General features: G+C 40.7%; 22 protein-coding genes and 1 pseudogene. 7 read left to right on the top strand and 16 right to left on the bottom strand.

The features are described from left to right. Positions 1-141: 141 nt before the first annotated feature. The 6 genes and pseudogenes from aroF to NOS7524_RS29835 all read right to left on the bottom strand — a co-directional run bounded on the left by aroF (position 142) and on the right by NOS7524_RS29835 (position 6,537). Positions 142-1,206 carry a 3-deoxy-7-phosphoheptulonate synthase gene (gene aroF, locus NOS7524_RS04425; protein WP_015137270.1) on the bottom strand — a complete coding sequence of 355 codons (1,065 nt, stop codon included), beginning with the start codon at positions 1,204-1,206 and terminating at the stop codon, positions 142-144. A 22-nt stretch (positions 1,207-1,228) separates the two neighbouring features. Then, positions 1,229-2,035: pseudogene (gene trpD / locus NOS7524_RS04420) on the bottom strand (anthranilate phosphoribosyltransferase); the annotation flags it as partial. Positions 2,036-2,052: 17 nt separating this feature from the next. Then, the gene (locus tag NOS7524_RS04415; RefSeq protein ID WP_015116159.1) at positions 2,053-3,318 is read right to left on the bottom strand and encodes an IS701 family transposase; all 1,266 of its coding nucleotides are present in this window, start codon (positions 3,316-3,318) and stop codon (positions 2,053-2,055) included. A gap of 65 nt (positions 3,319-3,383) precedes the next feature. Continuing rightward, positions 3,384-4,637 carry a metabolite traffic protein EboE gene (gene eboE / locus NOS7524_RS04410; protein WP_015137268.1) on the bottom strand — a complete coding sequence of 418 codons (1,254 nt, stop codon included), beginning with the start codon at positions 4,635-4,637 and terminating at the stop codon, positions 3,384-3,386. Between the two features lie 357 nt (positions 4,638-4,994). Beyond that, complete coding sequence (locus NOS7524_RS04405; RefSeq protein WP_015137267.1) at positions 4,995-6,359, bottom strand: IS4 family transposase; 1,365 nt, start codon at positions 6,357-6,359, stop codon at positions 4,995-4,997. 40 nt (positions 6,360-6,399) lie between these two features. Continuing rightward, positions 6,400-6,537 (bottom strand): hypothetical protein, encoded by a 138-nt coding sequence (locus NOS7524_RS29835; protein WP_171815344.1) that lies wholly within the window; start codon positions 6,535-6,537, stop codon positions 6,400-6,402. A 45-nt stretch (positions 6,538-6,582) separates the two neighbouring features. On the opposite strand from NOS7524_RS29835, the gene NOS7524_RS04400 reads away from it, so the two are divergent. Continuing rightward, positions 6,583-7,950, top strand: a complete 1,368-nt coding sequence (locus NOS7524_RS04400) for an IS4 family transposase (protein ID WP_041555549.1) — start codon at positions 6,583-6,585, stop codon at positions 7,948-7,950. Here NOS7524_RS04400 and scyC read toward each other — a convergent pair. From scyC to scyA, 4 genes are all read right to left on the bottom strand, one after another. After that, on the bottom strand, positions 7,947-8,909 hold the full coding sequence (scyC, locus tag NOS7524_RS04395) for a scytonemin biosynthesis cyclase/decarboxylase ScyC (RefSeq protein WP_015137265.1): 963 nt from the start codon (positions 8,907-8,909) through the stop codon (positions 7,947-7,949). The genes NOS7524_RS04400 and scyC overlap by 4 nt on opposite strands. 89 nt (positions 8,910-8,998) lie before the next feature. Next, complete coding sequence (gene scyB / locus NOS7524_RS04390) at positions 8,999-10,060, bottom strand: tryptophan dehydrogenase ScyB (protein ID WP_015137264.1); 1,062 nt, start codon at positions 10,058-10,060, stop codon at positions 8,999-9,001. 272 nt (positions 10,061-10,332) lie between these two features. Continuing rightward, a complete protein-coding gene (locus tag NOS7524_RS29830; protein WP_171815343.1) occupies positions 10,333-10,470 on the bottom strand; it encodes a hypothetical protein in 138 nt (45 codons plus the stop codon). A 23-nt stretch (positions 10,471-10,493) separates the two neighbouring features. Next, positions 10,494-12,380 (bottom strand): scytonemin biosynthesis protein ScyA, encoded by a 1,887-nt coding sequence (scyA, locus tag NOS7524_RS04385; RefSeq protein ID WP_015137263.1) that lies wholly within the window; start codon positions 12,378-12,380, stop codon positions 10,494-10,496. A 995-nt stretch (positions 12,381-13,375) separates the two neighbouring features. Here scyA and NOS7524_RS04380 point away from each other — a divergent pair. Beyond that, positions 13,376-15,313, top strand: a complete 1,938-nt coding sequence (locus tag NOS7524_RS04380; protein ID WP_015137262.1) for a scytonemin biosynthesis sensor histidine kinase — start codon at positions 13,376-13,378, stop codon at positions 15,311-15,313. A 175-nt stretch (positions 15,314-15,488) separates the two neighbouring features. Further along, positions 15,489-16,349 carry a response regulator transcription factor gene (locus tag NOS7524_RS04375; protein WP_041555151.1) on the top strand — a complete coding sequence of 287 codons (861 nt, stop codon included), beginning with the start codon at positions 15,489-15,491 and terminating at the stop codon, positions 16,347-16,349. Here NOS7524_RS04375 and NOS7524_RS04370 read toward each other — a convergent pair. The 5 genes from NOS7524_RS04370 to NOS7524_RS04355 all read right to left on the bottom strand — a co-directional run bounded on the left by NOS7524_RS04370 (position 16,323) and on the right by NOS7524_RS04355 (position 20,451). Further along, entirely contained in the window at positions 16,323-16,769 is a 447-nt protein-coding gene (locus tag NOS7524_RS04370; protein ID WP_015137260.1) for a DUF3592 domain-containing protein, read from the bottom strand. The genes NOS7524_RS04375 and NOS7524_RS04370 overlap by 27 nt on opposite strands. Before the next feature lie 79 nt (positions 16,770-16,848). Then, positions 16,849-17,004, bottom strand: a complete 156-nt coding sequence (locus NOS7524_RS29825; protein WP_015137259.1) for a hypothetical protein — start codon at positions 17,002-17,004, stop codon at positions 16,849-16,851. Between the two features lie 192 nt (positions 17,005-17,196). Next, the gene (locus NOS7524_RS04365; RefSeq protein ID WP_015137258.1) at positions 17,197-17,892 is read right to left on the bottom strand and encodes a DevA family ABC transporter ATP-binding protein; all 696 of its coding nucleotides are present in this window, start codon (positions 17,890-17,892) and stop codon (positions 17,197-17,199) included. Positions 17,893-17,982: 90 nt separating this feature from the next. Beyond that, positions 17,983-19,149, bottom strand: a complete 1,167-nt coding sequence (gene devC / locus NOS7524_RS04360; protein WP_015137257.1) for an ABC transporter permease DevC — start codon at positions 19,147-19,149, stop codon at positions 17,983-17,985. Between the two features lie 105 nt (positions 19,150-19,254). Next, positions 19,255-20,451: an ABC exporter membrane fusion protein gene (locus NOS7524_RS04355; RefSeq protein ID WP_015137256.1), complete on the bottom strand. Its 1,197-nt coding sequence runs from the start codon at positions 20,449-20,451 to the stop codon at positions 19,255-19,257. 278 nt (positions 20,452-20,729) lie between these two features. On the opposite strand from NOS7524_RS04355, the gene NOS7524_RS04350 reads away from it, so the two are divergent. Further along, positions 20,730-21,362, top strand: a complete 633-nt coding sequence (locus NOS7524_RS04350; protein WP_015137255.1) for a TetR/AcrR family transcriptional regulator — start codon at positions 20,730-20,732, stop codon at positions 21,360-21,362. Between the two features lie 232 nt (positions 21,363-21,594). Beyond that, entirely contained in the window at positions 21,595-22,209 is a 615-nt protein-coding gene (locus NOS7524_RS04345) for a DUF2996 domain-containing protein (RefSeq protein WP_015137254.1), read from the top strand. Here the strand turns inward: NOS7524_RS04345 and NOS7524_RS04340 are convergent. Beyond that, a complete protein-coding gene (locus NOS7524_RS04340; protein WP_015137253.1) occupies positions 22,206-22,703 on the bottom strand; it encodes a TM2 domain-containing protein in 498 nt (165 codons plus the stop codon). The two genes, NOS7524_RS04345 and NOS7524_RS04340, sit on opposite strands and share 4 nt — an antisense overlap. Positions 22,704-23,121: 418 nt before the next feature. On the opposite strand from NOS7524_RS04340, the gene acsF reads away from it, so the two are divergent. Together acsF and dndD are read left to right on the top strand one after the other, a co-directional pair. After that, positions 23,122-24,198, top strand: a complete 1,077-nt coding sequence (acsF, locus tag NOS7524_RS04335; protein ID WP_015137252.1) for a magnesium-protoporphyrin IX monomethyl ester (oxidative) cyclase — start codon at positions 23,122-23,124, stop codon at positions 24,196-24,198. A gap of 418 nt (positions 24,199-24,616) precedes the next feature. Further along, complete coding sequence (dndD, locus tag NOS7524_RS04330; RefSeq protein WP_015137250.1) at positions 24,617-26,602, top strand: DNA sulfur modification protein DndD; 1,986 nt, start codon at positions 24,617-24,619, stop codon at positions 26,600-26,602.

Below are 26,602 nucleotides of genomic sequence, written 5' to 3'. Positions count from 1 at the left end.
AAATCGAAGATTTTGGTGTGGGGCTTAAACCCCTACTCCCTTCTCTTCGAGACGCTCCGCGAACGGTCGTGGCAGAGGGCAGGAAACAGAGTTCCCTTCTGCCTTCTGCCTCCTGCCCTCTGCCTTTCTTGCTAAATCAACCTAAATAGCACCAACCAAGACAGGTTGATTCCAACGTCCAACAACATTGCCAATTACTGACATTTCTTGTACTAAAATGTCAAACTTTTCAAAAGTTAAAGATTGCGGCCCATCAGATAAAGCTCTAGCTGGATTGGGGTGAACTTCAATCATTAAAGCATCTGTACCGGCAGCGATCGCAGCAACGGCCATTGGTGGCACATATTCAGATTTACCTGTACCATGACTAGGATCAATCATGATTGGTAAATGGGTGAGCGATCGCAATACTGGAATCACTGACAAATCCAAAGTATTACGGGCATATTTACTATCAAAGCTTCTAATTCCTCGCTCACAAAGAATTACGTTAGGATTACCAGCCGCCAAAATATATTCAGCCGCCATCAGCCACTCGTCAATTGTGGCAGACATCCCCCGCTTGAGCAGTACAGGTTTATCTTGTGCGCCTACCTTCTTCAGCAGTGAAAAGTTGTGCATATTTCTCGCACCTACTTGGATAACATCGGCTACCCTAGCTACGGCTGGTAAGTCAGCTGTATCCATAACTTCAGTGATGATACCTAAACCTGTAGCTGCTCGTGCTGCTGCCAACAACTCTAAGGCACTTTCTCCATGTCCCTGAAACGAATAGGGCGAGGTCCGGGGTTTATAAGCTCCCCCACGCAAAAACTTAGCTCCGGCTGCCTTTACCCGCTTGGCTGTCTCAACAATCATTTCCTCATTCTCCACTGAACAAGGGCCGGCTACCACTACTACAGGATGATGCTCTCCAAAATGCACACGGCCGTTTGGTGTGTTAACAATCACCTCGCTAGCTTCACCATAGCGGAATTCTCGACTAGCCCGCTTGAAAGGTTTTTGAACTCGCATGACTTGCCCAATCCAAGGGCTAAACTCTTGAATTTGCAATGTATCGATGGTGGCAGTATCGCCAATCACACCGAGGATAACTCTGTGTTTCCCGACACTTTTTTCTACAGTGACACCCCAAACCTCGTTTAAGCCTTGGCTAATGCGAGTAATTTCATCAGCAGGTGTACCACTTTTAAGTATGACAATCATTGTTATTTCCCTTAATACTTACTTAGCGTAAAAATTCAGCCAGTTGTTCTAACTTTGTCCAAGCTGCGCCACTTTGCAGAACTTCTTTAGCTCGAATCATCCCTTGAACACAGCCTTCCAAAACATCTGTTGTCCCTTCAATGGCTTCGCCAACTTGCAATGCTAAAGCCGTATTTAAAGCAACCACATCTTGCTGGGCTGGAGTGCCTTTACCTTGAAGAACAGCCTTCAAAATTTCCGCGTTTTCTTGAACATCTCCACCACGCAATGCCTCAGTTGGTGCATGATTTAAACCCAGTTCTTGAGGATTGAGTGTGAGACAGCGTACTTGTCCTGCTTGCAGCACAGCTAAATCAGTTACATCTGCTAGTCCAGCCTCATCTAACCTTTCTCGACCGTGGAGAGCGATCGCTTGCCTACAACCTAACTGTGATAAGGCTTGGGCGATTTCTTCGATTAACAATGGATCATTCACACCAATAATTTGTCCCGTCGGACGCATGGGATTGACTAGAGGCCCCAGCAAGTTAAAAACAGTCCGGATTTTCAGAGTTTTTCGCAAAACCCCAACCGCCTTAAGCGCCGGATGCCAACCAGGGGCAAACAAGAAAGTGATGCCAACTGCATCAACTGCGGCTTTTACCTTCTCTGGGTTAGCGTTGAGATTGATTCCCAAAGCTTCCAACACATCAGCCGAACCAGTCTTACTAGATGCAGAACGATTGCCATGCTTGGCAACCTTCACCCCGGCGGCGGCGGCAACAAAGGCCACAGCCGTAGAAATATTAAAAGTTGAAGCCCCATCCCCACCTGTACCACAAGTATCTATCGGGACTTAGACAAAAATCAAGCCCAAATGTAACCCAAACTAGCTTTGTAAGCAGCAAACACGTCACGATTTAAGTTCAACCAATCAATAAATCGAAAAGACATGGCTGTTCTGAAAGCTTCTAAAGCTTCAGTAAAAGTATTTAAAGGTTTGTTTGCCCACCGTCGTCTTAATCCTCCAGTTAACTGATGCCAAAGAATAAAAGTATAGGCACAGAAAACCAAAATAAAATGGCGCAGTAAACTCCTTTTATCACGAACTTGATATTCTTTAAGTCCTAACCATCCTTTAGCTTCCCTGTAAAAAACTTCTACCCAATTCCTTTGAGAATATGTATCAACTATCCATTGTGGTGTAACAATTGATGAAGATATATTAGTGATGAAGTAGTCAATATCGGTGGCTGCTGAGAAAGTAGAAGCATTCATGACGATAGCAATATTTCGCTTTCCAGTTAAACTTGATATTTCCACTTCACAAGTTACTACCCATAATGTTTTGGGTTTATCCAAATCTGTTTGAATTTCTGTGAAAGCCTCTTTGGGTAAGCTCTGGGCTAATTCATCTAACCGAATTGTTTGTTGAATATTATCTGTTTGATTAACTGTTACTTTTCGATTTTTAGCTAATCCTCCTAAATATTTTAATTGCCGTTTTTCCAACTCTAATAAAAATGATGTATTGTTGCCATATCCAGCATCTACAATTACTATCCCAGGTTGATATTTTCTGTTTAGGGCTTGATCTATTAACTTGATTGCTAGTTCTGGTTTTTTCTCAAATAGAGGATCTTGTTTTCCTTGAGCTAAAGAATCAGCGTGTTGATATAACTCTATATCTAACGGTAAGCTTTTTCTGCCATCATATAAATGCGTTGTTACTACTACGATTCCATTATCTGTTTTGCCAATTTCTCCAATATACTGTCTCCCCACACCAGCAGTAAAATTACCACTTTTTCTATGACCAGAATCATCAATTATTAAGCTAAAACCTCTACTAATTCTCGTTTGACTGCACTTATTCATGATTTCCAATCGACGCTCATTCACCTGCCCACTAGACCAAGGTGCTTCGGTCAAAAAGTGATGTAATCGGTGGTAAGTTACACCTACAGCATTATCCGCCATTTGAAACAGGTTTTTTCTCTCACTTTCCCCCAGTAATCCCCCTATATAGTGTCTAAACTCTCTTTTTTGAGCTTTATGAGTAAACACATCATCAAATCTTTGACACCATCTTTCAAAGCACGGGGGCATCGCTGTGGGAGTGGTTTCTTTCATGAGCTTTTTCTAACGTGAAAGCTATGTTAGTTAAGCATTATACTCTTTTTGGGCTTAATTTTTGTTTAAGTCCCGTTAGTAACTAACTGCTTTTGCTTTGCTAATAAATGCCTGAGAATCCACTCATATTCACGTTGGATTGAGGCTGGTAAGTCTAGTTTCATTTCATCGGGTAAGACTTCCCAAGTGTAGGTTTCAATTTCTAGGTGGTTGCAGAAGTGATGACGGTTGAGTAAATCTAGTACACTCACAATGTCATCTTGAGTAGATTGTAATATTTGATAGTCACGGACGAAAATCGGGACATGGAAGTGAATCCGCCATTCTTCATCAGTGGTGTTTTCTAGGTTTGGTAAGGCAGTTTCTAAGTCTTGATAGTGAATCAGTCGGCGATTGTGTGTCAGTCCAATCACTTGATGTAAATATGTAGACTCAGCAAAAGGATGTAATCTTTTGATTATCTGATGGCGTTGCTGAATATCTTGTGGTACTTTCACCTGTAATGCAGCACTAATTTGTATCTTGCCAATCTGAATTCCTGCCGCTTTAAATTGCAGTAACACTGAGATGGGATCTTCATATTCAACCGCAAAATGGCAAGTGTCATAACAAACACGCACATGATCTAATATGTATTGTTCAGCCGTTTCGGGCAAGATTTCTAACTTTTTGGTTAAATATTCCCCAGCGATGGGTAATAAATACATTTGGAAATAATCAACTACTTCGGCTGCATTTTCAATTAAGCCATCGGGTTCTGGTTCTAAATCTAAGTGCAGCAGTTTTCCCTGTTCAACCCGAATGCGAATCATTTGTTCTACTACCTGTGCTATGTGCAGACTCGCATCTAACATGACAGGTGCTTGCATAAGTGCATTACCTTTAAACCAAGGTTTGTAAGATAAAGGTAATGTGGAAATGCTACCTTCTACATCAGTTGGTAACAATTCTGTGAGAATCTGGGTTAGTTGTAATGTGTAGTCTAACCTTTCCTGTTTTGACCAATCTGGCGCATAAACTTGGTCTTTGACTACTTGCCAATGGAATTGTCCATAAGGAAACCCATTCAAGGTAAATACATATAAATCTTGTTCACTCAACCATGATTTAAACTGAGTCAAGGTATTCCCTTGGAGTAATTCTCTGGCTGCTACTGCTGCTAAACGCAAGCCAATACCAAAGGGTTTATCCGGTGCTAATTTTGCTTTTAAAGGTGGAATATACTGCTTGAGATTAGCAAAGACTTTTTCCCATGTTTCCCCAGGGTGAATATTAGTACAGTAAGTTAAGTGAAAGTTGTTGTCTGTTCCTAATTTCATTTTTCACCTCGGTTGGTTGTCACCAAGTTCTGTGGCTGTTGTTCAAATTCACGTAAGAGGTTGTTTGAAAAGTCTCTGGTAATGTATCAAATACTGTCAGATCCCCCTAAATCCCCCTTAAAAAGCTATCCATTATAAACATCTTTCTTAACAGGAAAGTTGACAGAAGTAAGGAGTGATGCAGTCAGGAGTCAGACAAAATAACAGCAGCAACGATGGGGAAAAATCAAGATGAGAAGGAAAAAAACAACAAAAAGTCAAAATGATCTCATCACAACCTGGGTGTGAACATCTCATCGGAGGAATGGAAGCACTCACACCCAAAAAATTGACTCTAGATCAGGCAAGAATTAATAATTAATGATAGAGAGACTGACAAACTTCCCAACCTTCAACAAGATCATGTAATCGAGTCAAGCCACGCCAGAGAACTTTAACACCAGGATACCCATCGCCTTTACGACCTAAAAACCCACCCAATCGAGCAATCCAATTGACAACTTCAGCCAAAGTGGGTGGTGATGTACGAGGATAAACTTGGTGATGTAAGGTGGCATAAAGGACTTGCCACTCGTGAGGTTGTAGCACCTGTTCACAACTGGCATCTTTTTGACAACGAGCTAAGTAAGTCAAGAACAATAAACGCCAAGCAACGATGCTATAAGTGGCCAAAGCCATCTCGATTCTGTGGGCGGTTTCTAGTTGTAACTTCTCGATACGACAACCACTTTTCAAGACATAATGATAACGTTCAATCAACCAACGATAACTGTACCATTGCACATACTGCAAGACATCTTGCAAATTCCTAATTTTCAGGGTAGTCAGCAGTAACCAACAAATCGGCTCACACTCTGGTGGAGGGTCAACTTCTGTGACCAAAATTGCTTGTAATGTGATGGGAGCTAGTTGTTCAGTCTTGGGGCGATTTTGGGGTGGTGCAATGGTAATTGTGCGATAACGGAGATTTAGGGTAGCAGTTCTTTGCGGTCGTGTAGGATTGCGTTTCACATCCAAAGTAATTGTACCGAGTGCATCAATAGATTCTAGCTGTTCCCATAAATGCTGCTGGGTGTCAGCTAAACAGCGATTTTGTGCCGCCCGAATCAGAAAATCTGAACCAGGACGACGCGGACAGGCAAATAAGTCATAAATATCCGCTTCTCTATCGGCAATTGTGACTACTTGTACTAATTCTGGGATCATTGACTCAGTGGTTTTCAACGCCTCCAACCACCTTTGGCTTTCTTTTTGCGCTGTCGATTTTTGTTTTCTGTGTTCCGCTTTCCCTAATTCTTCTTCCTTCCTCGCCCATACTTGTTGCTCAATTATCCCTAATGGTATTCCTTGTGGCGAGACTGTCATGACTGAGTGGACTTTTAATCCTTGAGCATATTTGCTATCGAGATATCCTGTTCCCGATAGGGCTTTGTGAGTCGTGTAGTTGAGTTCTGTGGTGTCTTGAATCGCCAACACTACCTCATGCTTGGCTATTCTCTCTACTGTCGCATCTTGATGTCCTTGTCTAATCATCGCTGGTTTGATGTATGGTGAATCCCAAAAGTCATAGGTGGCTTTCGTTGCCGCCCATGTGCCACTGGCTTGGGGAATACTCGCTTCTGGTTTAGCACTTAAGTTTTCTACGATTTTGATTAACCGTTTGGTTCTTCTGATGTCTCCTAATTCTGTTGTTTCTAGTTCTTTTGTGATCCATTGTTCCATGTGCTGACTTTGGTAGATTTCCGAATGGCACTAAGAAAAGCTAGAAGCCATACATTTCAGGGGCTACAGCTTTTAATGCCCATTTAGCAGTAATAGCCTGAGTCAGGCGATCGCTCTGAGAAAGATGATGTATGGTTGGCCAAAAATTTTTGTCGGTAGAAAAAGCTTGCTCGCTCATGAAATACTTTTTGAAGACGAGCAAGCCAAGATCATAAACACTACTGTGACACTACGAGTACAAATTCTCAAGGATAAATTTAGCCAAAGTTTAGGGCTACCCTTTAAAGAACTATTGCCAGAATCGGCAATTAGACAAGCAATATCTGAATTAAATATTAAATACAAAAAGCGATTATTTGACCCGCTAATAACGTTGTGGGCATTTTTATCTCAGGTTTTGGATACTGATAAAACTTGTCATAACGCTGTAAGTAAAATAATTGCACATTTGGCAGAATCAGAAGTAGAAATTCCTTCAACAGATACAAGTGCTTATTGTCAAGCTAGGGCAAGGTTGCCAGAAAAATTATTAGAAAAACTTTTTAATTTCTCTGCACAAAGCTTAGAAGAGAAAGTGAACCAAGAAAATTTATGGTGTGGTCGAAATGTGAAAGTAATAGATGGCTCAACTGTATCTATGCCTGACACACAAGAAAACCAAAAAGAATATCCTCAACCTAGCACTCAACAAGAAGGATGTGGGTTCCCAATTGCCAAAATCGGGGTAATATTCAGTTTAGTTACTGGAGCCGCTGTTGCACTGTGCATAGACGTTTTGAACACTCATGATATTAAATTAGCGAGAAAAATGTACAGTTTTCTCAAACCAAATGATGTACTTTTAGGGGATAGAGCTTTTTGTGCTTACGCCGATATCGTTTCTATTACCAAACTTGGCTGTGATGCTGTATTTCGCAAGCATCAATCTCGGACAACAACCATGCGAAAAGGCAAAATTGTTGGCGATTGTGACAAGTTAGTTACTTGGCATAAGCCTAAAAGTTGTCCAAAAGGATTGAATAAAGATGAATTTAATGCTCTACCTCAAACCATAACTTTGCGAGAGATTTACTATTACATCGTTATTCCTGGTTTTCGCACTCAACGAGTTAGCTTGATTACTACTCTTTTAGATAAAGCAACTTATTCTACTCTAGAAGTTGTTGGACTTTATGGTAAACGTTGGGATGTTGAATTGGATTTGAGACATCTGAAAACCACATTAGGGATGGATGTTCTACGGTGTAAAACTCCTTCTATGATCCGCAAAGAAATTCATGTTTATTTACTCGCTTACAATCTACTTCGTAGCTTAATGTGGCAGGCTGGAACTACTTATAATACTCCTCCCTTACGCTTATCGCTACAAGGTACTCGCCATCATTTAATTAACTTTCTTCCCAAATTATTAGCTGCTCATTCAACAAAACGTCTTCAAATTTATCGTACTTTACTCAAAGTTATTCCTCACAAGGCTGTTCCCTACCGCCCAGGTCGTAGTGAACCACGAGTTCGTAAACGTCGCCCCAAAATTTACCCCTTGATGACCAAACCCCGGCATGAATTACGTAAACAATTGCAAACTGCTTAATTGATCAGCGTTTCGGCTTTTCTTAGTGCCATTCTGCCTCGATCAAAGGATTTGAGGTTGCCGGCTTTACCTTCTAAGAGGCGTTTAATGTTCATGCTCTCGGCACCGAAGTCTTCTATTTGGAGTTTGCCGTGAGTGAATTGTTCTCCATCTTTCCAGAAAGTGATCCGATGTAGGATGAAGCCGGAAGCATTGGCATCGGCAAAAGCATAAGCTGTGGGAATTAACAAAGCTACAGAACGTTGATAAAAGTTGTGTTCTGGATAAAAGTATTCTTGTTCTAGTAAGTAATATTTGCTCAGACTCTGGACACGTACTGAAATTTTGACTTTCTGATTATACTCGTCTAGAAATTCACCTGATTGACCGTTAAGTTCACCTAAAGGTCTGACTAAATGCGCCCATTCATCGATATTTTTAACTGATTTTAAATAATCAACTCCCAGTTCAACTGGAGCATCAACATAGATGGTATCGGTATCAATAAAATAACGTCCTTTTGCAGATGTGGTTTTACCAACTTTGCGCTCTAGATTTGCTTTGAGAGAACGACACTCAGAGGTATGTACGGTGTGAATTCCCTGCATAATCATTGGTGTTTGCCGCGCAGGATCTACAAAGCTTAACCAATGAAAATATACGCCTTCTTCATCACTTTCTGGTTCGATATATTGGGGTGGGAAAAGTAGCACGGGATAAACTTGGAAGTATTGATTATACTCAAACCCGCAGTGCCATTCTATGCCGTAGAATAGAGGATTTTCAAGCTTTTTAACGTGATAATAAAGATTTCTGTGATAACCGGATGCAGTTCCTAGCCATGTATCTTCGTCAATTTGCTCTTGCATCCGACTAAAAAGTGTCCACTCATCTAGATTTTTTAAACTACAAAGATATTCAAATGCGCTTTCAGGTGAAGTAGCAATATAAGCTGATGTCGCAAATGTATTTTTTTCCACTTGTTGCTCCTCAAATGTACGGTTACAGTTACCTTATTTGGGTGGTGAATATGGTCACGCAGAGAAGAGAGATGAGTGAGAGTTTTAGGTTAAGCAGCAATTTGCTGATTTTTACTGATTCTGGCTTGCATGATTCGTTCTTCTGCTAATCTTTTGGAGGCTTCGTTGGTGGTAATTCTTTGCTGTTGAGCAATCTCAAAAATTCTCAGCAGTGTGTCGTAAATATTATGGACTTGCTGGAAGGCTTTCTCTTCTTCGTAGCCAATCATCTCGTTATAAACGTTGATAATTCCCCCAGCATTAATTACATAATCAGGACTGTAGAGAATACCTTTCTCTGCTAGTCTTTGGCTATGTAACCGCTCGTTTTCTAATTGATTGTTGGCAGCACCAGCAATAATTTTTGCTTGGAGTTGGGGAATTGTTTGACTGTTGATAATTCCTCCCATCGCACAGGGAGCAAATATATCTACATCTTGTGAGTAAATTTCTTCTGGCTCTACTACTGTAGCACCAAAAAGGCATTTTATTTCTGCTACTTTTTTTAGATTAATATCAGTAATGACAAGTTTAGCACCATGTTCATGTAAGTGCTGACAAAGGTTTTTACCAACATTACCTAACCCTTGTACAGCAATTTTCATACCTTCGAGTGTTTTGGTCTGCCAACGAAATTCCACAGCAGCTTTTATGCCTAAAAATACTCCTAATGCTGTGATGGGAGCAGGTCCACCAGATTTTTCTTCTACACCAACTACATAATTAGTTTCTTGTTTAATTGTGCGGACATCTTGCGGGGTGATGTTGACATCTTGACCTGTAATAAAACGTCCTTTTAGACTTTCTACAAAACGTCCATAAGCTCTCAACATTTCTTCGGTTTTATCTTCTGGGTTAGCAATAATTACTGCCTTCCCTCCACCTGCGGGAATATTAGCACAAGCGGCTTTATAAGTCATGCCACGACTTAGCCGTAAAGCATCTCTTAAAGCGGCTTCTTCATTAACGTAAGGAAAAAGTCTGGTTGCTCCCATTGCTGGGCCTAAACTGGTGTCATGAATCGCAATAATGGCTCTGATGTCTGGATTTTTTCCGTGACAATAGAGTATTTGCTCATGTCCCATTTCTCTAACAGTTTCAAATAGCTGCATTTTGGTTCCTCAATCTTGATTTTGGATTGATTAGGGCAATTAATTATCTAAACAATTGGCGATGGCAGACTAGGATGATTGGGGAGAAATAGAGCAACAAAATTAGCTAAATCTGGTTAGGCGATCGCTAATCACAAAAGAGAGTAAAAATACCTAATATGTGAATATTTCTTACAAAACATTTAGCTAACTTTGTCACTTTGTATAATTGAAATGTTCAGGAAATAAAAGCTTACTGTTTGTAATGTATGTCTTGGCAAGCACAACAGCTTTTATATTTCTAACTTCATTCTTGAATTACTGGTATGGAGGGGGTTAAACTCTTCATACCAAGTTCTTATGATTGCCGTAATTCCTGTTAGCGATCGCCCCATCCGGCTCATCGACAGGAGAAAAAATTCTGTTTTCATTACATATCCCCTAAAACTGGAAGTTATACACAGGGAAATGAAACTTGGTGAGCAGTCTTTTTAGTGGTTGTTGATTTTACTCCTTGGGCTGCCAAACTCTTATTGCGTCCGCCAGAAGGAGCAGGGCGATCAGGATCAATCATCACATCGACGACAAAAGGAACTTTGGCTGCGATCGCTTGTTCTAAGGCAGCTTCTACATCAGACTCATTCTCAACTACAACACCTTCTGCACCCATCCCCCGCGCAATCATAGCAAAATTGGTAGGGGGCATCTCTGCATCTGCGCCTTGTAATCCTAATACTTTCATACCTTGATGGCACATATTGTATCGAGCATCGTTCAGGACTATCCAAACCGCAGGGATTTGATATTTGACGGCGGTGCTGATTTCATTATTCATCAGCATGGCTCCATCACCTACAATGGCGACGGCTTTACTATTTTGTGCTTGGGCTGCACCCACTACACCTGTAACGGCGTGTCCCATTGCGCCTACTCCAGTGCTGACTCGATAACGATGGGGTGTGGTAAACCGTAGACAGTGGGTTGCCCAAGTAAAGGAATTACCGCACTCTGCCAAAACTACCGCATCACTACCTTCAACAACTATCTTTTGAATGGCTGCCATTAATATTTCTGGGCGCACTGGATAGTCTGGGGCTGGTGCGATGGCTTCCGGTTGGGGATGAGGTAGAGATGAAGCATCAGCACAAGCAGTATCTGGTAAATACTTCAAAAGTTCTTGTAAATAGGTTTTGATATCAGACTGAATCGAGAAAGTGTTGGCATGGGGATAGGCTACTCCTGGTACTTCCGGATCTATATCTACGTGGACAAAGCCTTTTTGGGGAATCATCGCTTGATTCCAAAAAGAAGTGGGTTCACCAAGGCGGGTTCCTAGTACAAGGGTGCGGGCTGGTGGTTGTTGTTCCATATAGGTAGTTACGGAAGCATCACCACCCAAACCTGTTACACCCACAAACTGAGGGTGGTTTTCGGGAAAGATACCTTTACCTCTGGGTGAACACATAACAGCTGCGCCAGTTTTCTCCGCTAATTGACGGATTTCCTCGGCTGCGTGCCGCGCCCCAAAACCAACCCAAATAGCAAAGGGTTCGGAGAATAACAGCATTGCAGATTTAGCGATTTTTTCTGGTTTGGCTGTCACCCGATAAGCAGCAACATCTAGTTGTGGCCAAGATATACCTTCAACTAAACTGGTTTGCACACCAGTAGGAATGCTTAAGTGCGCTACAAATCCCCCTGGTTGGGCTAAACCCAAAGCTAGTTTGCGGAAAATTTGGGGAAGTTGAGCAGCCGATTCAATAGTGATGGCATAGTTAAACAATGCGCCTGGGGTAAACATTCCCCCACTGGGTAAGGTGTAACTGCTGGTTTCTTGAATTGCCCAACGTCCGCGTTGTGGTGCTGAGGTACAAGCTGACAATAGAATCACCTTGGCACCTTCACCACGAGCAGCAAATAAACCAGTGAGAGCATTAGTTATCCCAGGCCCGGCTGTGGTAAAAACGACAGTGGGGCGATCGCTAGCAAAATGTGCTTCGACAGCCGCAAAGGCAGCACCTGCTTCGTGGCGAAAGTTCAGCACTTGTAATGTACTGTTCGATAGCGCATTCCACAGACTGGCCATTGCACCCCCAGCAACGCCAAAAGCATTGCATACACCCAGTTTTACCAACATCTGAACGATGGTATCAGCAACCGAGAGTGTGGGATTAAAATCATCGGAAGATAAAGGCTGAATTATCCTGTCAACCTCTAAATCATCCATCGGATGGGAACCGTTAGCTGAAGATTCAAGATATCGGTTATCTGTTGAGGACAATTCTCTGTACAGATCATTACTACTGTTCTGAGAGTTGGAATCAGTATATTTTTGAGTCATTGGTTTCACTTAATTCCTGACACTTGCACAAGGCTCTTTAGGCTACACTTAGCCGCACACTATTACTGAGAATAAAGAAACTTGTTGCTTATTTTAGTGATATGGCTGGGCTGGGTAAGTAGTAGAGTTTGGTTGTTGCTGTTAAGCCCAGAAGAAAAAAGTTTTTGAAAACAGCGAAAAAAAGATTTAAGTCAGTAGTTATGGAAACCAGAGTAGGGGAAATTCATACTGATTTGCAATGAAAAATCTTTTGATGCCATTACCAATTCTTTCGCTCTCGTTTTACTGGCTCATAGAACCATGAATCAAGTTAATAAATTGATATCTTGCGCTTATTGTAAAGTTATGTCACATTTATATTAAACAGATTAATTATTCATCTGCGACAATCAAGCATAAAAATACTTCCATGATCCGTGTCAAATTCCACTATTTTGATACCCTCATCGCTCAACAATCGTGTTTTTGTCTTACCTGTTTGTCTAATCTATTACTAAAGGAGTGGTGCAACTTCTGGCGTATATTCAATCTATATCTTTTGACAGATTCTTAGCTCACAACCATAGAGATATCTAATGAAATATATTACTGATGACAGATGTTAAAAATGATTTTTCCATAATAGATTCCTGAGAGAGTAGTTTAAGAAACATTAAGAGGTTTCATTTATGAGTCAAAAGTTTCTCATCTAAGGGTCATTTGACTGAGCAGTACGGAGTCGATGTCAATTCTCAGTGGGCTACCATAATTTTTTGATACCTAACTGATAGCTTGGTAAAAAAAACCAGGGCAAAATTATTGGGATGTTCTAGAGTTGGTAGGAATAAAGTTAAGGGAAATTTAGACACTTTACATTAAACAATGTATCTTATGTCTTACTGAATTTTTGTCAAGTAATACTTGCAATAGTTAGATTAAAACCTACACAAAACAAGTCAGACTTTAAATCATGAAAATACGTCAATAAACAATTTATTGGGAGTGCTAAATCATATATGGCAATACAATCAGAATTAGAGCTTAAATTTGCTCATCTCCTCATAAATAAAGTTGTAGATGGGGCATTTTATTTGTCAGATAGCTGGCAATTTCTCTATGTTAATGATGCCACTTGCCAGATGACTGAGTATTCTCATGAAGAATTACTAACAATGACGTTACCAGATTTAGATATAGACTTTCATCTTCATAATTGGTCAGAGATAAAATTACAAGGTAGTTGCTGTTTTAAAACTCGCTATCGAACCAAAAAAGGTCAGATATTTTTAGTGGAGATATCCATTAATTTTATAGAAGAAAAAGGTAAAAAATATATCTATGCTTTTGTGCGAGATAAAAGTAATGAGATAGTAGATTTAAGTGTACAAAAATGGATTAATGAATTAAAAAATAACAACGCTAACCTGCAACAGCAACTGTCTGATCTGAAGAGCAAAGAACTAAAGTTAGAGACATCTTTATCTCTATTGCGCTCTACACTTGAATCTGCTGCAATTGGGATTGTTGCGGTTAACTTTGAGGGCGATATTCTCAGCTTTAATCAAACATTTATGGAGATGTGGCAGATTCCAGAATCGCTGATATTGTCTAAAAGATGTCCTCAATGTAAAGCCTTTTTTGAAAATCAACTGAAAGATCCAGAAGCATTTAATCGGTTAATTTGGGAAGTTTCTAGCCAATCTGATCTTGAAAGCTACGATATTCTGGAATTGAAGGATGGGAGGTTTTTTGCTCATCATTCTCAGCCACAGTGGCTCGGTAAAACAATCATTGGCAGAGTGTGGAGTGTTTGGGATATTACTAAATCCAAACAGACAGAAAAAGCATTGAAATTGAATGAAGCAAGATTTCGGACTTTAGCAGAAACGACAGATGCCAGCACTTTTTTAATTCAAGATACGCAGATTTGCTATGTCAATCCCGCCGTCGAACTACTTACAGGTTATACAAAAGCAGAATTATTAAATGGATTTGATAGTCGGCAACTAATTAAAAGTAGAAAAACCAGACAGATCCGCAAATCAAATGAAGCTGCTACCTTTGAATATCAAGAGGTCAATATCTTAACCAAAAATGGTCAAGAACGCTGGCTAGCTTGTGCTACAGCAATGCTTGATGGAAATTTTGATTTCCAGGGTAAGCCAGTGGATCTGATCACAGGCATTGATATCACCGATTATAAACACGTAGAATCAGAGCTTAACCAGGCTTTAGAACAAGCAAAACAACTTGGTGAATTAAGAGCGCGTTTTCTCTCAATGGTCTGTCATCAATTCCGCAATCCATTAAATATTATTTCATTCTCAAATAATTTACTTAAGCGATATATTGATGAGCAAACAGAAAAGTCAATACAACCACTCCTAGAGCAAGTAGAAATAGCTGTCGAACAACTTAGCCAAATGTTAAACGATATTTTGTTTTTTGCTAAGACGGAAGCAGCAAAATTAAAATTTGAACCAGAACAATTTGAATTAGTTCAGTTCTGCCAAAATTTAGTGGCACAAATGCAGATGAGCAATATGCAAAATTTCATTCATTTTGCTTATCAAAGTAAATATCTCAGAGTCTTTATGGATAAAAAAATATTAGAGTCAATCCTGAAAAATTTACTAGATAATGCTATTAAATATTCTCCCTTCGGGAGTATAGTGGAATTAAAGGTTTCATGGAACAATGAACAAGTATTATTTCAAGTTAAAGATAGCGGTATTGGTATTCCAGTAGTAGACCAACAACGGCTATTTGAAGCATTTTATCGAGGTAAAAATGTTGATAATGTTCCTGGTACTGGACTAGGGTTATCAATTGTGAAAACCCTTGTAGACTTACATGGTGGGCAGGTGAATGTAGAGAGTGAAGTTGGTATAGGTACTAAGTTTACTGTGATGTTGCCATCTAATGTACAAAACTATAGTGGTTCCCATTTATAGTTGAATGCTCACACTTTAATATCTATAACTAGGAGTTTAGTAATTACTTTTATTCCGAATTTTGTAGACTTACCTTCCCGTAGGGTATTTTAAATTTTGAATTGATTCATTCTGATCTAACAGTTAATACAGAGTTTGGTAAGTGTTCTTTGTTGAAAGTCATACTCACAGAAAAATGATGCACGAAACATTACAAAAAATTCTGGTTATTGAAGATGATGCTGTTACCCGCAATCTTTATTTAAATGGGCTAAAGTTTGAAGGTTTTGACACCATAAGTGCTGAGAATGGTTTAGTAGGTATTCAAAAGGCTCAAGAGCATTTACCCGACATAGTAGTTTGCGATATCATCATGCCTCATATTGATGGTTACACTGTTCTCAATACACTACGCCAAAATCCTTATACAGCAGGGATTCCTTTTATTTTCCTGACTGGTAGCGACACTAGGGCAAATCTTCGCCAAGGGATGGAATTGGGGGCAGACGATTATATTACCAAACCCTCAACCCTAGATGAATTACTCAGAGCGATCGCTTCTCGGTTAAGAAAGCAAACATCTCTGCAAAACTGGTGTCAGAATAAGTTGCAGAAACTACCACCAGCAGAACCTTCACCCAATACCTCTGTTGATTCTCAATCAATTTTCCCCTCGATTCCCCAACTACAAGAAGTCTTCGAGTTTATAGAAGCTTATTTTCATCAAGGAATTACTCTGTGTGATGTAGCCGCAGCCGTTGGTTACTCACCTGCATATTTAACTAATCGAGTTGCGAAGCAGACAGGGGAGACTATCAATAACTGGATTGTGAAACGTCGGATGGTAGAAGCTCGTCGCTTACTCCAAAACACTGAGGAGACAGTAGAACAAATTGCTAAGTTATTAGGTTATCAACACGTCTGTCATTTTTCTCGTCAGTTTCGTCAACACCACGGCTTACCTCCCCATGCTTGGCGTTTGGATTACAAGAATAAAGAGGGTGTTGCAGAGTTCCAGGTTACTGAAAATTTAGACAGGAGAGAAAGAGTTTACTAATGCAACTCCTCCAATCACGATAAAAAGTGACCCCATAGCTATAAACACCACAGGTAGAAGCCATAGATTAGACCAAGTATTGATCATGGCAGAATCTGGATTTTGCGGATTGTATAGCACTTCAACCTGCTGATCTTTAGTGAATTCTGGTGAACTGCTACCTGAATTGACTTCAAATGTGATGGGATCACCAGAAGATGGAGTAAATCTTACTACCGGATAGTAGAGATAACTTTTACTGCTACTGGAGCTACTACTGGATGAACGTCGTATTAAATCGATAACAGTTCCTTGGGTGGTTACAGATGTAGCTACAAAGGAACGAGTCTTGAAGCCGATTACGATACCTGTAACAGTCAATATACTGCCAATGCCAGTGAATATAGAGCCGAATAAACGCAAGGCCTGTGCATCACTCATGGAATTTTAACCTTTTAGGTATTAATTTAGTAGTTTAAACAATACCGTGACCAAAATAAGAGCATAAATGACGGGGGCTTTACGCATCACGACTCGTAATCTTAGCCCAATGCTGTTGTGCAGGTTGCAGATTTAGAGCTTGCTGCCAAGCTTTGCGATTTTCTTGGCTGAGGGTAATAAGCAGCCGCCCCAACTTCTCCACACACTTGACGTAATTTTGTAATATTTCCGCCATAACTCTCTGCGATATTTAAGGATGTATTTGGTTACAAAATGCTTTTTTTGGGTTATGAGGTAGGTCTTCCTACCTTTTTTTATGGACTGTAACCATAGACTATTAAATAATTTCTCGGTGTAGTTAGGTTTTTTGACACTGAAGCACCCTACTAAACCGTCAATTCTGGATAATTTATTGTTTGGTATTCCCTTAGCCGATTTTAGCCAGAGTCCCATTAACTAACTTGCCATCTTCCATCTGTACAATGCGATCGGCAATATCGAGAATGCGGTTGTCATGAGTCACCATCAGGATTGTACAGCCTTGTTCTTTGGCGAGTTTTTGCATTAAGTTAACCACATCTCGACCAGATTGACTATCTAAGGCGGCTGTCGGTTCATCTGCTAAGACAATTTGGGGATGGCTGACTAAAGCACGGGCGATCGCCACACGTTGTTTTTGCCCTCCTGACAGTTGACTGGGATAATAATGTAGGCGACTTCCTAACCCGACTTGCTCTAAAATCTGTACTGCACGAGTTTCTATATCTTCTATTCCAATATGCTGGTGCAATTCTAAACCAACTCTGACATTCTGCACTGCTGTTAAACTACCGTGCAAGTTATGGGATTGAAAAATATAGCCGTTATTGCGTCGCGCCTGGACTAATTTTTCTGCATTCGCACCACGGAGTTCTCTACCCAATACTTTTAAACTACCAGATTGGGCAGAACGCAATCCACCTACTAAGGTAAGTAAGGTAGTTTTACCAGAACCAGAAGGCCCTGTCAAAATCACTATTTCACCTTTGTTAATTTCTAAATTGATATTAAATAAAACTTGCTTACGCAATGAACCATTGCCAAAGTAGTGATCAAGATTCCGAATGGAAATGATGGTGAACATGGTGAGGGATTGGGTATTGGGTATTGGGTATTGGGGATTGGGGATTGGGGATTGGGATAAAATCTACCTTGTCTCCCCCTTCTCTCTTGTCTAAAACATATCTGCGGGATCGGCGGCTTGGAGTTTACGGGTGGCGATCGCTCCCGAAATTGTACACATAATAATAGTTAGAACTAATACTTGTAACGCCCGCATGAGTGTCATATACATGGGTAGGTTAGTGGCGCTACGTGTTAATTGATAAAGTCCTAGAGAGACTGCTAACCCTGGTAAAAAGCCTAACAATGCTAAAATCAATGCTTCTTCAAAAACCACACCCAGTAAATAGTAATGGCGATATCCAATAGCTTTGAAGGTGGCATATTCTCTGAGGTGAGCATTGACATCTGTTGATAGGACTTGATAAACGATAATCACACCGACTACAAAGCCCATTGATACACCAATACTAAAAATGAATCCTATGGGGGAGTTGGTACGCCAAAAGTTATTTTCAAATTCAATAAATTCTCGATGGGTTAAAACCTTGACATCTTGTGATAAACGTGCTTGTAATGCGGCTTTTACTTCTTGGTGATTTACCCCAGGCTGTAACTGAATTAAACCCACACTGACATTAGCAGCTTGTTGTCGGGGAAAAAAGCGCAAGAAATTCTGATCACTGGTAATCAGAGTACCATCAGCACCAAAGGAAGCACCTAATCTAAATAGACCATTAATCGTTACAGTCCGTCTTTCTAGTTCTGTTTTGACAATTTGACCTTGTTCTAGTTGAGCAATGGTTTCTTGGTAATCTCCTCTAGCAGCACGGTCAAATAAAACTGTATCCGGTAACTTAATTTCTGATAGCTTTTGGTTAACTTCGGGAAAATCAACAGCAGGTTTATTGGGATTAATCCCAATTACTAAAATTTCTGTGTCGCGGCGGGTTTGGGGATTTTTCCAAACCATGTTACTCACATACATGGCCTCAGCCGATTTTACCCCTGGTACATCCATTGCTTGATATAGTCGTCGGCGAGAAAAGGTAGAGATGCGTTGCAGGTTACGGGTTTGGGAACCGATGAGAATAATATCTGCTTGCAAACTGCGATGTAGTTGAGTGTTACTGTCATACAACGCCGCTTGAAATCCTAGCTGCATAAACATCAGTAAGTCAGCAAAGGCAATACCTGACAATGCCACTAATAGCCGACTTTTTTCATGACTAAGTTGCAGCCAACCTAATGGTGTTCGCCGTCGTAATTGTTGGAACATGGGATTGGGGATTGGGGATTGGGGACTGGGGATTGGGGACTGGGGATTGGGGACTGGGGATTGGAAAAAAATTCTTCCTTGTCTTTCCTGCTTCCTCTTTCTGCTTCACAACTCAATTACTGCTTTAACTTGCATATTGGTTAAGTCGGCAGCTTTTTGACTGGAGGCAGAATCTAGGCGGATTTGGACTTCTACGACTCGGTTGTCAATGTTGCTGGAAGGATCTGTGTTAACTACGGTTTGACGGCGTATCTGTAAACCTTTACGCTCAACTATTCCCTGCATTTCAATGGGTAGATAATCACCGATGACTCGCACTTGTTGCCCTGGTTTGATTTTGCTGATGTCGCTTTCGTAAACTTCGGCGATAACGTACATTTGGCTGGTTTGTCCAATATCAGCAATGCCATCGTTGGAAATTAATTCTCCAGGGCGGCTGTGAATTTCAAATACTTGTCCATCTTGGGGCGATCGCACGTAAGCTTGGGTAAGATTGACTTTAGCTTGGTTCATCGCTGCTATGGCACGATTAACTTCGGCTTCGGCGGCTGCGACATCTACACCCCGAACTTCGGTAATTTGCTCTAAGGTGGCTTTGGCTGCTTGGAGATTTTTCTGGCTACTTACATAAATACGCTGCCACTGTGCTTGGGCTTCTTGCAGGTCTTTTTGGGTGGTTTCTAAGGTCAACCGCTTGCTATCGCGTTGAGAAGCGGAGATTGCCCCCTGTTCATACAGTGCTTGATAGCGTTGCTCTTCTACTTGGGCATTCTGCACTTCGGCTTTCAGTCGCGCTACAGTAGCTGTCTGAGCTGCTATCTCACCTTGCGCTTCTGCTTCTAAACGGGCTATTGTGGCTTGTTGGGCAACCACTTCTCCCCGTTTGGCTCCAGCTTTGGTACGGTTGAGGTTTGCCTGTGCTACTTTTACTTGTTCCTGGGTTTCTTTTAAAGCTGCTTCTAATCTGTCACGACTATCCAAAATGGCGATTAACTGTCCAGTTTTTACCCTGTCTCCCTCCTGAACTAATAATTGCTCTACCCGACTGCCTTCACTAGATGTAGTCGCAGAAAGTTTAATGACTCTTCCCCTTGGCTCAATCCGTCCCAAGGCTGTCACCGTTTTTAGCTCTGGTATTAATGTTGTTTGTGCTTGTACCTTCTGATTAGATGCTTCCCGAAATTTTAATGTTATATAAACACTGATTCCTATGACAGCAAAAGATACAAAAATAGCTAAAAAAATCGCTGGACGTAAAATTGATGGCGGGGAAATTGAACGGTCTAGCTTTGAATTCTGCACAATCGCATACCTTTGTAGCAATTCCCTATTCGCTGACTCAAATCGGATTTTGGTAAATGTCCTGACGAACTTTTGACAGTTATCAACAAACAGTTATTTGTGAACATTTGCTGGGTTTATAACTGAATCATTGATAACTGATACAGCTACTCTTATATGCTTAATACCTGTTCGATGTCTGAACTGATATATACAAAACTAAACTGTATAGTCTTATAATATGATTATACTAAACCGAGTAGTTTAGTCAAGCGCCACTCAAGAGGAATTATTAACACATGGCACGCCCTAAAACTGGGGAAACAGACCGCTCAAATTCTACAGATAAAGTTGAAAAAATTCTGCAAGGAGCGATGCAGCAATTTTTAGCCAATGGCTATGCGGCTACGAGTATGGATAAAGTAGCGGAAGCGGCAGGAGTTTCCAAAGCCACAGTTTACAGCCACTTTCAAGATAAGGAAGGACTGTTTAGAGCTTTGATAGAAAGATTAGCCAGAAAGCGGTTTCAGCTGATTTTGGGGACACAACCTTTACAGGGAGAACCCTATATAGTGCTGCGGCTCCTAGCAAAAACCACATTGAATCAAATGATGAATGATCCAGAATATCAATCATTTGAGCGATTGTTGATGGGGGAGTCGGCGCGGTTTCCAGAGTTAGCGCAGGTTTTTATTGGTAGCATTGCCAAACCAGCGATAGAAACTATTAGTAAATATCTGGCTTCCCGTTCCGAACTGAATATTCCCGATCCAGAGGCGACTGCGAGGATTTTGATTGGGTCGTTGGTGCATTTTGTGATTACCCAAGAGATTATGCACGGTAAAAATATTATGCCAATGGAGAGCGATCGCCTGATTGATGCCTTAACTCATTTAATTGTGAATTGTGCGAAGTCAGGGAATGGGGAATGAGAATAAAGCCTATAAATTCCTGGAATATTAAAATTAGAAAATAATTCAATAAAGGGTACTAATCAATACAAATTTATCTAGCAATAACATCATGATTGTTAGCGATGAAGTATAGGGTTTTATCTATTTATCTATTGATTATTGACTCACTCTTCTGTGTAAAAATGAAAATAACTTACTAATTAAAGGTGAGCGAAGCTCTAAAAGCTAGATATAAGGATTGACCTGAGTAATGGCAGACGAAACCAATCAAAATCAAGCGGGAGATGCTATTCCTAGCACTGTTGACAAAAAAGCTCCTACTGTCTCAGCAGCAAACGCTCCCAGTACCAGCGAACCAGTAGCAACCGATATTCCTACTGCTAACACACCAGATCCCAAAGCAGCGAACCCCAAAACTAACCCCAATGCTGCTACCCAAGAAGCCAAACCCGCCGCCGCCAAACCTGCCGCCGCGAAAAAAGAAAAGGCTCCATCTGTGGAAGATAAGCCATTTGTAGAGTTTATGGAGCAAGACTACTTGCCAGCTTTGCAAAAGGCGATCGCACAAGAAGGGGTAAAAGATTTACAATTATCTTTTGCCAAGCAGAAGCTGCCTATTGCTGGTTTTCAGTCAGCCGAAGAATGCTGGCAGGTGATTGGTAGTTGGCAAAACGGTCAGCGCCAGTTTAACGTTTATTTCCCCGATGAAGATATCCAAGGTAAAAAAGGCTTTTCTTGTAACGAAGGCAAAAGGCCCAGCACCCTTGAGTCATTTCTCATCGACGAGCGGAAAATTACACTGGATATGTTGGTGTCTCGGTTAGTGTATCGTTTAAACGGCCAAAAGTGGCTGGGTAGAAATTAATTCAACTCATGGAAATAGTAGGTAACGGCTCCAGTAATGGGGTCGTTGTCTATTTTGACGTAACCTGATTTGAGCATTTCTTTTAACGCCGCCTCAACTGCCGCAAAACTAGCTCCTGTTGCTTTTACACCTTGAGTCACAGTCAAGCTACCACCTTTGCTTTCTGCAACTTCAATTAATTTCACCATAAGTTGGCTGCCGGTCAGAGGCTGGACTTGGGAAGTAGTTATGGGGTGATTCACAGGTACACCCAAGGGAGATACACCAGCTTTGAGCCGCAATTGCTGTTCATATTCATCTACCATCCCAGGTATTAGAAACAAATCCACAAACTGCCCAATACCAAAGACACCCCCAGTTACTAGCCACAACAAGCCAGTACCGATTTTGCCATTGTAGAGTCGATGCAGTCCCCCTAGACCAAAAAAGAACGCTGCACTCAAAATATAAGACACAAGCATACGGTCTTGATGCTGATTCTTGTCAACAGCCATTTTGTGGACAACCCCTTGGATTCACGCTTGTTTACTGAGATGCTATTTCCCTACCGTTTTGTTTCACAGCAGCTTGCTAGAACTGGAGAGTCATAATTTCAATTTTACTGTCTGGGGAGTGGGGAGTGGGGAGTGGGGGAAGATGTAGCTTGCTTCTCTTACGATGGCGTAAGCCTACCCGTAGGGTGGGAGATATGGGGAAAGTAACTCATAGCCAAGACCTCATGACTATGGACTATGGAATATTGTTGAATTTTTGTTGCAACTCTTAACGTTTTGCCTACCAGTTTCCCTCTGCACCTTGGTAGACTGAAATTTATACAAATTAATTATTGTTGGCTGTTGCGTCGTGCGATCGCACATCTTGTGCTTTTGTTGGCGTAGTCAAGATAATAAAAACACTCATTGCAATTAGGACATGGTAGATTCCCTAAAGAAGCCAGGCTTTGAAGAAATGCGGCCAGGGATTAAAGTCCCGGCAAAAGAAACTCTATTAACACCCCGGTTTTACACCACTGACTTTGATGAGATGGCACGGATGGACATCTCCGTCAATGAAGACGAGTTAAGAGCCATTTTAGAAGAGTTCCGTGCTGACTATAACCGCCATCACTTTGTTCGGGATGCCGAGTTTGAACAATCCTGGGATCACATTGATGGGGAAACTCGCCGCTTGTTCGTGGAGTTTCTAGAACGGTCTTGTACAGCAGAATTTTCTGGCTTTTTGCTATACAAAGAACTCGGTCGTCGTTTGAAAGATAAAAGTCCTGTTTTAGCAGAATGCTTTAACCTGATGTCACGGGATGAAGCGCGTCATGCGGGCTTTTTGAACAAAGCGATGTCCGACTTTAACTTGTCTCTGGACTTAGGGTTTTTAACCAAGAGCCGCAATTACACCTTCTTTAAACCCAAATTTATTTTCTACGCTACCTATCTTTCTGAAAAGATTGGTTACTGGCGCTACATCACCATTTACCGCCATTTAGAATCACATCCTGAAGACAGAATTTATCCAATTTTCCGGTTCTTTGAAAACTGGTGTCAGGATGAAAACCGTCATGGTGACTTCTTTGATGCCATCATGAAATCCCAGCCACAAATGTTGAACGACTGGAGAGCGAAACTTTGGAGCCGCTTCTTCTTGTTGTCAGTATTTGTGACGATGTACCTCAATGACATCCAGCGTCAAGACTTCTACGCTTCCATTGGTCTAGATGCGCGGGAATATGACATCTATGTAATTCAGAAGACCAACGAAACAGCAGGTAGAGTCTTCCCAGTAATTCTAGATGTAGATAATCCAGAGTTCTACGAACGTTTGGATATATGTATCAAGAATAACGAAAAATTGAGTGCGATCGCTAACTCCAACACTCCGAAATTCTTGCAATTCTTCCAGAAGCTACCAGTTTACGTCTCCAGTGGCTGGCAATTATTAAAACTGTACCTCATGAAACCAATTGATGCAGTTTCTGCCCAAGGTTTAGCTCGCTAAATCATCAAATTTATACAATAAATTAAGTGGTTCTGTTAACTACAGAACCACTTTTTCATGGAAATATAAAACTATAGTAGGTGACAGGTGACAGATTGCAAAGCCTCTTAGTGTAACGGTTCTATGATTGCTGGATGTCCTAATCTAGATGGCGACTGCTATAAATTTTCTCTGTGTCTCCGTGCCTCTGTGGTTTACAATTATAAGTTTGGAGTAAAGCCTTAGAGGATGTCGGGGAAGTATTATATTTCGTCTGATCCCCCCTAACCCCCCTTAAAAAGGGGGGAAAATCTCTTAAAGTCCCCCTTTTTAAGGGGGATTTAGGGGGATCTACAAATCTCGAATACAACACTAAAAAGTTTCCAGAAATCATCTTAGCCTTAATAAATCAAATTCTATTCTTAATTCTTAAAAACAAATGATATTTCTAGAAATCATATTACAAAATTTTGGTCCCTACGCCGGGAAACAAGTAATCAATCTTGACCCCAGGAAAAACGAAGAACATCATCCAATTATCCTATTAGGTGGGATGAATGGTGGTGGAAAAACCACCCTCATGGATGCGATACGCCTAGCTTTATATGGACAACGCGCCCAATGTTCTACTCGTGGTAACTTGAGTTATGCTGATTTTTTAACTCAATGCGTTAACAGTAACACTGACCCTTTTGAAAAAACACGTATTGAATTACTATTTGAACATATTGAAGATGACAAACCAATAAGATATCGTATTGTTCGAGTTTGGGAAAAAAACCCGAAAGACGGTAAAGATGCACTGGGAATTTTAGGTGATGATGATACTTGGCCAGTTGATTCTCTGTCTAATATTTGGGATGACTATATAGAAAATATTCTGCCATTAGGGATTTCTAACTTATTTTTGTTTGATGGCGAACAAGTTAAAGAACTTGCAGAACAAGAGACACCACCGCAAATCGTAATTGAAGCCATTCGCGGACTTTTAGGACTAGAGTTAGCAGATAAATTAGCAGTTGATTTAGATATTTTAGTCAACCGTAAACGGAAAGAGATTGCTAATACAAAAGATTTAGCTAACTTAGAAGCAATTGAGCAAAGGTTACAACAGCAGCAAGAAGAATACCAAGCTTTAGAAGAAAAATTAGCAATTATTAAGAACAAACTAGAAGAGTTAGAAACTAATCAGCAAGAAGCTTTAGATAGATTTATTTCCGAAGGTGGTAAGATTGCGGCTGAACGCAATCAACTAGAAAGGCTCAAAAATGAAAAAATCGCCGCCGCCGAAAAAATTCGGCAGTCAATGTCTGAGTTGGCTACTGATATCTTACCGTTGGCATTTATTTCTAAGTTACTGAGTCAGGTACAAGCACAAGGGGAAAAAGAATTTCGTTATCAACAAGTACAATTAGCGAGAGATGTAATTTTAGAGCGAGATAAACGCTTGATTGATTGGCTAAGTAACTTAGCTATGCCAGGGGAACAAGTTGATAAAATTCAGTCTTTTTTAGCTGAAGATGTGGATAATTTATATACAGGTTATGCACAAGCTGAATCTCCCTGGTTACTCGCTGACGAAGAAAGTTTAAGTCAATTAGATAATGCTAAATATCATTTAAAAAATATCCAAAATTCTCTAAGGCAACAGTTAGATATTCTCAAAAATATGGAAGAAGAAATTATTACTTTAGAAAGACAAGTACAAACAGCAGCCGAACCAGAAGCTTATAAAAAGCTACAGGATGCTGTGAAATTAGCTCAAAATCAACTGGCGGAAGCTAAAGCTAATTATGAAACAACTCAATACAAACTCACAGTCTTAGGAAATATTATTGAACAGACTAAGAAAGAGTTAAAAGAATATACAGATAAAAATATTGATTACAAAAATCGAGAACATCTGATTAATTCTGTGACGAGAGTTCAAGAAACTCTGAAGACTTTTCGGGAAAAGTTAACTCTGAGAAAACTTAATAAATTAGAGGAAGAAGTCAAGAATTGTTTCCTCTATTTATTACATAAATCTGATTTGGTGCATCGTATCGCCATAGATACTGAAACTTTCAGCCTGTCGCTTTATGATTTGAAAAGTAAACCAGTACCCAAACATCGCCTGTCAGCCGGGGAAAAACAACTACTGGCGATCGCATTCCTTTGGGGACTCGCCAAAGTTTCCGGCCGCCGCTTGCCTGTAGCGATTGACACACCCCTTGGCAGACTCGACTCCTCCCACCGCAACAACTTAGTAGAACGTTATTTTCCCGCCGCCAGTCATCAAGTCATTTTACTTTCTACCGATACGGAAATCGGCAAACCAGAAGTAGAAACCCTGCGCCAAAACGAAGCGATCGCCCGTGAATATCTTCTCAAATATGACTCCTCTACCCGCCAAACTACTATAGAACCTGGGTATTTCTGGTAA

Source organism: Nostoc sp. PCC 7524 (assembly GCF_000316645.1).
Taxonomy (GTDB): domain Bacteria; phylum Cyanobacteriota; class Cyanobacteriia; order Cyanobacteriales; family Nostocaceae; genus Trichormus.
The sequence above is the reverse complement of the archived record's forward strand: the minus strand, read 5'-3'. Positions and strand labels throughout refer to the sequence as shown.

Coding starts and splice junctions, on each gene's coding strand:
- aroF (WP_015137270.1), bottom strand. CDS start 1,206: ATGATTGTCATACTTAAAAGTGGTACACCTGCTGATGAAATTACTCGC.
- NOS7524_RS04415 (WP_015116159.1), bottom strand. CDS start 3,318: ATGAAAGAAACCACTCCCACAGCGATGCCCCCGTGCTTTGAAAGATGG.
- eboE (WP_015137268.1), bottom strand. CDS start 4,637: ATGAAATTAGGAACAGACAACAACTTTCACTTAACTTACTGTACTAAT.
- NOS7524_RS04405 (WP_015137267.1), bottom strand. CDS start 6,359: ATGGAACAATGGATCACAAAAGAACTAGAAACAACAGAATTAGGAGAC.
- NOS7524_RS29835 (WP_171815344.1), bottom strand. CDS start 6,537: ATGAGCGAGCAAGCTTTTTCTACCGACAAAAATTTTTGGCCAACCATA.
- scyB (WP_015137264.1), bottom strand. CDS start 10,060: ATGCAGCTATTTGAAACTGTTAGAGAAATGGGACATGAGCAAATACTC.
- NOS7524_RS29830 (WP_171815343.1), bottom strand. CDS start 10,470: ATGAAAACAGAATTTTTTCTCCTGTCGATGAGCCGGATGGGGCGATCG.
- scyA (WP_015137263.1), bottom strand. CDS start 12,380: ATGACTCAAAAATATACTGATTCCAACTCTCAGAACAGTAGTAATGAT.
- NOS7524_RS04380 (WP_015137262.1), top strand. CDS start 13,376: ATGGCAATACAATCAGAATTAGAGCTTAAATTTGCTCATCTCCTCATA.
- NOS7524_RS04375 (WP_041555151.1), top strand. CDS start 15,489: ATGATGCACGAAACATTACAAAAAATTCTGGTTATTGAAGATGATGCT.
- NOS7524_RS04370 (WP_015137260.1), bottom strand. CDS start 16,769: ATGAGTGATGCACAGGCCTTGCGTTTATTCGGCTCTATATTCACTGGC.
- NOS7524_RS29825 (WP_015137259.1), bottom strand. CDS start 17,004: ATGGCGGAAATATTACAAAATTACGTCAAGTGTGTGGAGAAGTTGGGG.
- NOS7524_RS04365 (WP_015137258.1), bottom strand. CDS start 17,892: ATGTTCACCATCATTTCCATTCGGAATCTTGATCACTACTTTGGCAAT.
- devC (WP_015137257.1), bottom strand. CDS start 19,149: ATGTTCCAACAATTACGACGGCGAACACCATTAGGTTGGCTGCAACTT.
- NOS7524_RS04350 (WP_015137255.1), top strand. CDS start 20,730: ATGGCACGCCCTAAAACTGGGGAAACAGACCGCTCAAATTCTACAGAT.
- NOS7524_RS04345 (WP_015137254.1), top strand. CDS start 21,595: ATGGCAGACGAAACCAATCAAAATCAAGCGGGAGATGCTATTCCTAGC.
- NOS7524_RS04340 (WP_015137253.1), bottom strand. CDS start 22,703: ATGGCTGTTGACAAGAATCAGCATCAAGACCGTATGCTTGTGTCTTAT.
- acsF (WP_015137252.1), top strand. CDS start 23,122: ATGGTAGATTCCCTAAAGAAGCCAGGCTTTGAAGAAATGCGGCCAGGG.
- dndD (WP_015137250.1), top strand. CDS start 24,617: ATGATATTTCTAGAAATCATATTACAAAATTTTGGTCCCTACGCCGGG.